This window comes from Ensifer sp. 2TAB8 (assembly GCF_052115125.1).
Classification (GTDB): domain Bacteria; phylum Pseudomonadota; class Alphaproteobacteria; order Rhizobiales; family Rhizobiaceae; genus Ensifer.
The window spans coordinates 53,821-59,820 of sequence record NZ_JBFRGB010000034.1 but is presented as its reverse complement, the minus strand read 5'-3'; the positions used below and the strand labels follow the sequence as shown (position 1 = coordinate 59,820).

At 60.9% G+C, this 6,000-nt stretch carries 7 protein-coding genes and 2 tRNA genes; 3 read left to right on the top strand and 6 right to left on the bottom strand.

What is annotated here, in order from left to right; all coding sequences use genetic code 11:
• Window positions 1–2: 2 nt before the first annotated feature.
• From AB4Z53_RS32150 to AB4Z53_RS32140, 3 genes are all read right to left on the bottom strand, one after another.
• Window positions 3–998 carry an elongation factor Tu gene (locus AB4Z53_RS32150; RefSeq protein ID WP_441599343.1) on the bottom strand — a complete coding sequence of 332 codons (996 nt, stop codon included), beginning with the start codon at window positions 996–998 and terminating at the stop codon, window positions 3–5.
• A gap of 273 nt (window positions 999–1,271) precedes the next feature.
• Window positions 1,272–1,345, bottom strand: a tRNA-Gly gene (locus AB4Z53_RS32145).
• Window positions 1,346–1,368: 23 nt separating this feature from the next.
• Window positions 1,369–1,453, bottom strand: a tRNA-Tyr gene (locus AB4Z53_RS32140).
• Between the two features lie 217 nt (window positions 1,454–1,670).
• Between AB4Z53_RS32140 and AB4Z53_RS32135 the strand changes: the two genes are divergently transcribed.
• Window positions 1,671–2,546 (top strand): TrmH family RNA methyltransferase, encoded by an 876-nt coding sequence (locus AB4Z53_RS32135; RefSeq protein WP_113537819.1) that lies wholly within the window; start codon window positions 1,671–1,673, stop codon window positions 2,544–2,546.
• 27 nt (window positions 2,547–2,573) lie between these two features.
• Window positions 2,574–3,404 (top strand): AprI/Inh family metalloprotease inhibitor, encoded by an 831-nt coding sequence (locus tag AB4Z53_RS32130; RefSeq protein ID WP_441599342.1) that lies wholly within the window; start codon window positions 2,574–2,576, stop codon window positions 3,402–3,404.
• On the opposite strand, the gene AB4Z53_RS32125 is transcribed toward AB4Z53_RS32130, so the two are convergent.
• Both AB4Z53_RS32125 and AB4Z53_RS32120 read right to left on the bottom strand, forming a co-directional pair.
• Window positions 3,394–3,657, bottom strand: a complete 264-nt coding sequence (locus tag AB4Z53_RS32125; RefSeq protein WP_441599344.1) for a hypothetical protein — start codon at window positions 3,655–3,657, stop codon at window positions 3,394–3,396. The two genes, AB4Z53_RS32130 and AB4Z53_RS32125, sit on opposite strands and share 11 nt — an antisense overlap.
• Window positions 3,658–3,817: 160 nt before the next feature.
• A complete protein-coding gene (locus AB4Z53_RS32120; protein ID WP_441599341.1) occupies window positions 3,818–4,438 on the bottom strand; it encodes an FMN-dependent NADH-azoreductase in 621 nt (206 codons plus the stop codon).
• A gap of 137 nt (window positions 4,439–4,575) precedes the next feature.
• Here AB4Z53_RS32120 and AB4Z53_RS32115 point away from each other — a divergent pair, with 137 nt between their 5' ends.
• Window positions 4,576–5,517 carry a LysR family transcriptional regulator gene (locus tag AB4Z53_RS32115; RefSeq protein ID WP_113537816.1) on the top strand — a complete coding sequence of 314 codons (942 nt, stop codon included), beginning with the start codon at window positions 4,576–4,578 and terminating at the stop codon, window positions 5,515–5,517.
• Window positions 5,518–5,536: 19 nt separating this feature from the next.
• Here AB4Z53_RS32115 and AB4Z53_RS32110 read toward each other — a convergent pair whose 3' ends face one another.
• On the bottom strand, window positions 5,537–5,794 hold the full coding sequence (locus AB4Z53_RS32110; RefSeq protein WP_441599340.1) for a VOC family protein: 258 nt from the start codon (window positions 5,792–5,794) through the stop codon (window positions 5,537–5,539).
• Window positions 5,795–6,000: the final 206 nt, after the last annotated feature.

The window sequence follows — 6,000 nt, the reverse complement described above, 5'->3', positions numbered from 1 at the left end:
GATTACTCGACGATGGAGGCAACGATGCCTGCGCCGACGGTACGGCCGCCTTCGCGGATCGCGAAGCGCAGCTTTTCTTCCATCGCGATCGGAACGATCAGCTCGACGGCAACCGTGACGTTGTCGCCCGGCATAACCATTTCCGTGCCTTCCGGAAGCGTAACGATGCCCGTTACGTCCGTCGTGCGGAAGTAGAACTGCGGACGGTAGTTCGTGAAGAACGGCGTATGACGGCCGCCTTCTTCCTTCGTCAGGATGTAGGCTTCAGCCATGAACTTCTTGTGCGGCTTGACCGAACCCGGCTTGCACAGGATCTGGCCACGCTCAACGCCGTCACGGTTAACACCGCGGATCAGCGCGCCGATGTTGTCGCCGGCCTGGCCCTGGTCGAGCAGCTTGCGGAACATTTCAACGCCCGTAACCGTCGTCTTCGACGTGTCGCGGATGCCRACGATTTCRACTTCTTCGCCRACCTTGACGATGCCGCGCTCAACGCGACCGGTCACAACCGTRCCACGGCCCGAGATCGAGAACACGTCTTCGATYGGCATCAGGAACGGCTGGTCGATCGGACGCTCAGGCGTCGGGATGTAGGCGTCAACAGCAGCCATCAGCTCGCGGATCGCGTCTTCGCCGATCTTCTTGTCCGAATCTTCCAGAGCAGCAAGAGCCGAGCCCTTGATGATCGGAATGTCGTCGCCCGGGAATTCGTAGGACGACAGAAGTTCGCGAACTTCCAGCTCGACGAGCTCGAGAAGCTCGGCGTCGTCAACCTGGTCGACCTTGTTGAGGAACACGACGATTGCCGGAACGCCAACCTGGCGAGCAAGCAGGATGTGCTCGCGGGTCTCCGGCGCGGCGTCGATCTGGTCATACGCCTTGAACTCGCCGAAGTACTTCGTGATCGCTGCGGTCAGCGACGTCTTGCCATGGTCAACGTGGCCAATCGTGCCAATGTTAACGTGCGGCTTGTTGCGCTCAAATTTGCTCTTTGCCATGGGTACGTTTCCTGTGGTCAAGTATGAATGATCAGCCGGCAGGGCCGGTTTGTGGAGCCGTTTAAGGGTTTCAGGGGATTTGCGCAAGACTTAATTGCGTACGCCCGGACCGGTCGCAGACGGCCTTTTCCTGTCGATATGTAGGAATGCTGAAGCGCTGCCACAAGAGACGGCATCCGCGAATCGCGAATCACCGGGGGCGCAAGACAAACAACGGTTTGCGGCGAAACGTTGAAGCGATGGGTCAATGTGAGAAAGATAGCTTGTCGCTGCTGGAGCGGGTAGCGGGAATCGAACCCGCGTATTCAGCTTGGAAGGCTGCTGCTCTACCATTGAGCTATACCCGCGGGCCTTCGATCCAGAAGCAGAATGGTGGAGGGAGTTGGATTTGAACCAACGTAGGCTGAGCCAACGGATTTACAGTCCGTCCCCTTTAACCACTCGGGCATCCCTCCATTATTCTGTCGGGATCTTTCGACCAAGCATTTGAGATCGTGAGACAACCAGCGACTTGTCGTTGCCGCTCTCGATCTGTGGCCGGGTATATGACTGCCTCGTTTCGTCCTGTCAACACAGGTCGATGGAAAATTTCTGAATTTCTCCACAGCCGCAAAAAACGACCCCACGCTGAAAACCATTTCGCCCCGCGTGCAACCTCTCTATAAGACGCCAATGAGCAAAGATCGCACCGGCGACAAGAGCGCCAAAGACACCCATTACGCCAACCTGAGGCGCGCTCACCGCGACGCCAAGCGGGAACGTGGCGAAATCCCAACACCGAAACTGGAGAAGCGCCGCAAGGCGCCAGCCGACTGGAAGGCGCCACAGCTCGCGCCGGAGCAGGTTCTGCTTTACGGCCTGCACACGGTCCGCGCCGCGCTGGACAATCCGGCGCGCCAGATCGTTCACCTCAGCGTGACCCCAAACGCGGCCGCAAGGCTAGAGATCGGCGAACTCTCGGCCCTTCCCTTCCCGGTCGATACCGTGACGCCGCAGGAGCTCGACAAGATCCTCGGTCCCGATGCGATCCACCAGGGCGTCATGCTCGAGACACGTCCCCTGCCACATCGCAGGCTCGAAGCGCTTCGTGATTGCCCGCTGATTCTGGTGCTCGACCAGGTGACCGATCCGCACAATGTCGGCGCTATCATGCGCTCGGCCGTCGCCTTCGACGCCGGCGCGTTGATCACCACCATGCGCCACAGCCCGACCGAATCGGGCGTGCTCGCCAAGTCCGCCTCCGGTGCGCTGGAAATGATCCCCTATATCCAGATCACCAATCTTGCCGACGCCATCGAAGAACTGCACCGGCTGGGCTTCCAGACGATCGGCCTTGATTCGGAGGGACCGCAGCCGCTGGAGGGGACGTTCAGCGGCGAGAAGATCGCGCTGGTCCTCGGTTCCGAGGGCAAGGGGCTCAGGCAAAAGACCCGTTCGATCGTGACGGACCTTGCCCGCCTCGACATGCCGGGTGCGATCAAATCGCTGAACGTGTCGAACGCGGCGGCGATCGCCATGTACGCGGCGCGCCAGTTCCTGAACCGCTAAGATCTCCAGACGCGTCCGCCCGTCCTTGTGCCCACGGCGGGCGGACGCGTTTCCTACGGGGTCGAAACTGGCATCGAAGGCCAGCACATTGACGCGAAATTGAGCCTGTGGAAATCTCCGCTTCGTTGGGATCGGAGGGCCTCTATGGTCGCGGCTGCGTCACGCATTCCTATGTTTCGGCTGCTGGTTTTGGGGGCGCTCTGTCTGGGGGCAACCACCGCCTTTGCCGCCGGCGACATCGACCCCGCCATCATAGCGGCGCAGACAGGCGACTACCTCGTCGCCCCGCTCGACGGTGCCGAAGGATGCAGGCTGACGCTCACCGCCGATGAGGCGATTGGCGGCTACGCCGTCGCCGGAGCCGACGGCTGCGCCAACAACCTGCCGCCCCTTGCTGACGTCGTCGCCTGGAACTTCGATGGGAGCGGAGGCCTATTGCTGATCGACGTCCTGCGGAAAGTCCATGCCCGGTTTGAAGAGAGCGAGGGATCGCCGCTCCAGACGAAGGGCGGGAACGGGCCTCCGTTGGCACTCGTACCCGCGATGGACGGCATCTCGCATCTGCCGGCTCCGACAAACATGAAAGGCGCGTGGCAGATGAAACGACCGGATGGAACCGTCATCTGCCATGTGAACTTCAAAGAGGCTGCTGACAACGACGGCAATCTCGCCTTGTCTGTCGAAGAACCTTGCCATGGCGCTGTCAAAAAACTGAAGCTGAAATATTGGACTGCAATCGGCCTGGGCATAACGCTGCTCGGCGAGGATGGCAGCTCGCTCGCTTTCACCTCCACGGCTTCCGGTTTCGAAAAGGACCGGAACGAGGGCGGCAAGCCGCTGCTCCTCATCAGAAACTGACCGATTGCAGCTGATGGCCCAGGGGTACACTCATCCTGGCAGCCGTCGGGCAGCCGTCGCGCAATTTCTTCCAGGTGGTGACGTTGAGGTTCATTTCGCAACGCGCAAGATAGGTGCCGCCGTCGACGCGCAGGCAGGCGACCTGCCCCAGCTCATATTTCGAACCGTCGCGGTTGCGGCAGGTGCAGCCGTGATCCGGCGGCGCCGCGAGCGCGGCTTCGGCGGCGACCACAAAGGCCATCGCAGCGGTCATGCCCCAGAGGATCGTGCGCCCGCTCTTCATACACGCATTATAAAGCAGATCGTCACAATCGAAAACGGACAATGCCGGCTGCGTTTGCAACCGGCACCGTCCGCACGCAGGGCCTAGGCCCCTCCACCGGATCACCTCGGTGACCCGCTGAACCTATATATTAGCTCGCAAGGCGAAGGACGCTGCCTTCGGCAATCGTCTTTTCAGCTTCGGCGATCGCGAACTGCTTGGAGTCGGCGCTGAGGTTGAGGCCCTCGGCGCGGACGAATTCGACATCGGTGACGCCGAGGAAGCCGAAGACCGTCTTCAGGTACGATTCCTGATGGTCCATGACGGCAGCAGGACCGGCCGAGTAGTGGCCGCCGCGGGTCGAGGCGACGATGATCTTCTTGCCCTTTGCCAGGCCTTCCGGACCATTCTCGGTGTAGCGGAAAGTCTTGCCGGACACGGCGATGCGGTCGATCCAGGCCTTCAGCTGGCTCGGAATGCCGAAGTTGTACATCGGCGCACCGATGATGATCGTGTCGGCTGCGAGGAATTCTTCGAGCATGTCGCGGCCAAGCTTGACGTCGGCGGCAAGGTCGGCGTCCACGCCTGCAAGATCGGCGGGGGCCATGATCTGGGCACCGGTCAGATGCGGAAGCGAGCTGTCGGCGAGGTCACGATAGGTCACCGTGGCATCCGTGCGATCAGCCTTGACCTGCGCGGCAAGTGCCGCCGTCAGGCGACGGGAAACCGAGTGATCACCGAGGATACCGGAGTCGATGTGAAGAACGTTCATGGGAACACCTTTGTGTGTGCGTTGCGGTGATCCACATATGAGGGGAAAACAATGACCCGATAAGCCAGCGGATATTTGACATACTGTTTCCAGACGGAAACAATCATGACCAACATGCGCACTTCGGAGACAGGACAATGCAGGATCTAAACGACCTCGGGCTTTTTGCCGCCGTCGTGCGAAACAACGGCTTCAGCGCTGCTGCACGGGACCTCAATATACCCAAATCCAAACTCAGCAAACATGTTGCTCGTCTTGAGGAGCAACTCGGCGTGCGGTTGCTGGAACGCTCGACCCGCAAGCTGCGCGTCACCGACATTGGCCGCGTGTTCTACGAACACTGCCAGGGACTGCTCGACGGTGTCGCCGCAGCAGAAGCCGAGATCGCTGCCGTGCGGGCGGAACCCTCGGGCACGGTGAGGCTCGCCTGCCCGCTCGGGTTCACCCCGATGCTCGCAGACATCCTTCCGGCGTTTCACCGGCGCTATCCCGGCGTTCGGCTGCTGATTACGGCCACCAACCGCCGCATCGACCTGATCGAAGAGCGGGTGGATGTGGCGCTTCGCGCCCGCGGACAGCTCGACACCGACAATCAACTCATCATCCGCAAGTTCGGGGAAGTGCGCGAACGGCTCGCGGCGAGCCCGACGTTTCTTGCGCGCTCAGGCGAGATCACGATCGACAACCTCAGCCAGCAGGCAACGCTGTCGATGAATGAGCAGCACCCGACCGATGTCTGGCGGCTGGTCTCGGTCGATGGCAACACCACGGAAATTTCCCATCGTCCGATTATCGGCTGCAGCGACTTCATAATCCTGGAACGTGCCGCGATCGAAGGCATGGGCGTGGCGCTCTTGCCGGACCACATCTGTGAACGGGCCTTCCGCGCGGGTGTTCTGGCGCCGGTGTTGCCGGAATGGACCTCCAACGACGTCGTGGTCCACCTCGTCTTCCCGTCCCGCCAGGGCATGCTGCCGGCAACCCGGGCGCTGATCGACTATCTCGCCGAAAACCTTCTCAACGCCTTGCAGAAATGCCGGGAGGTTCCGGTGCGGATGGCACCTTCCTTCGACATCTGACGTCTCTGTCTCGTGCTGCTCAACACCGGCAAATCATCAAGACATTGCCGTCGGGGTCGCGGATCGTGAACCATTGCTCGAATTGCACCGGCGTGACGATTTCGACATCGAGGCTGGTCGCGTAGCTATACGCGGCCGCCACATCTTGCGTGTCGAAGTGGAAGAGCGGCGCTTCCCGCCGCGAGCCGGAAGCAAATATCTTGGCGTCGAGAAGCAGCCGTGCGCCACCCCCTCTGGGAAAAAACCGCGAGATGGCCGTAGAGCGTTTCCGGCGCATCGACCTGAAGCAAGTGCGCATACCACGCTTTGGCTCGTTCGATGTCCGAAACCGGAACAAAGACGGCGCCGATATCCAAGCCGATAGCCGGCATGTTCCCCTCTCCCTGCCGTGAGCAGAAACTGAACTGAGACACGCGTTCAATCAAGATCTGACGAAGGTATCGAACGCGTTTTGCCAACGCCTAGAAGGACGGTAGTGTCCGG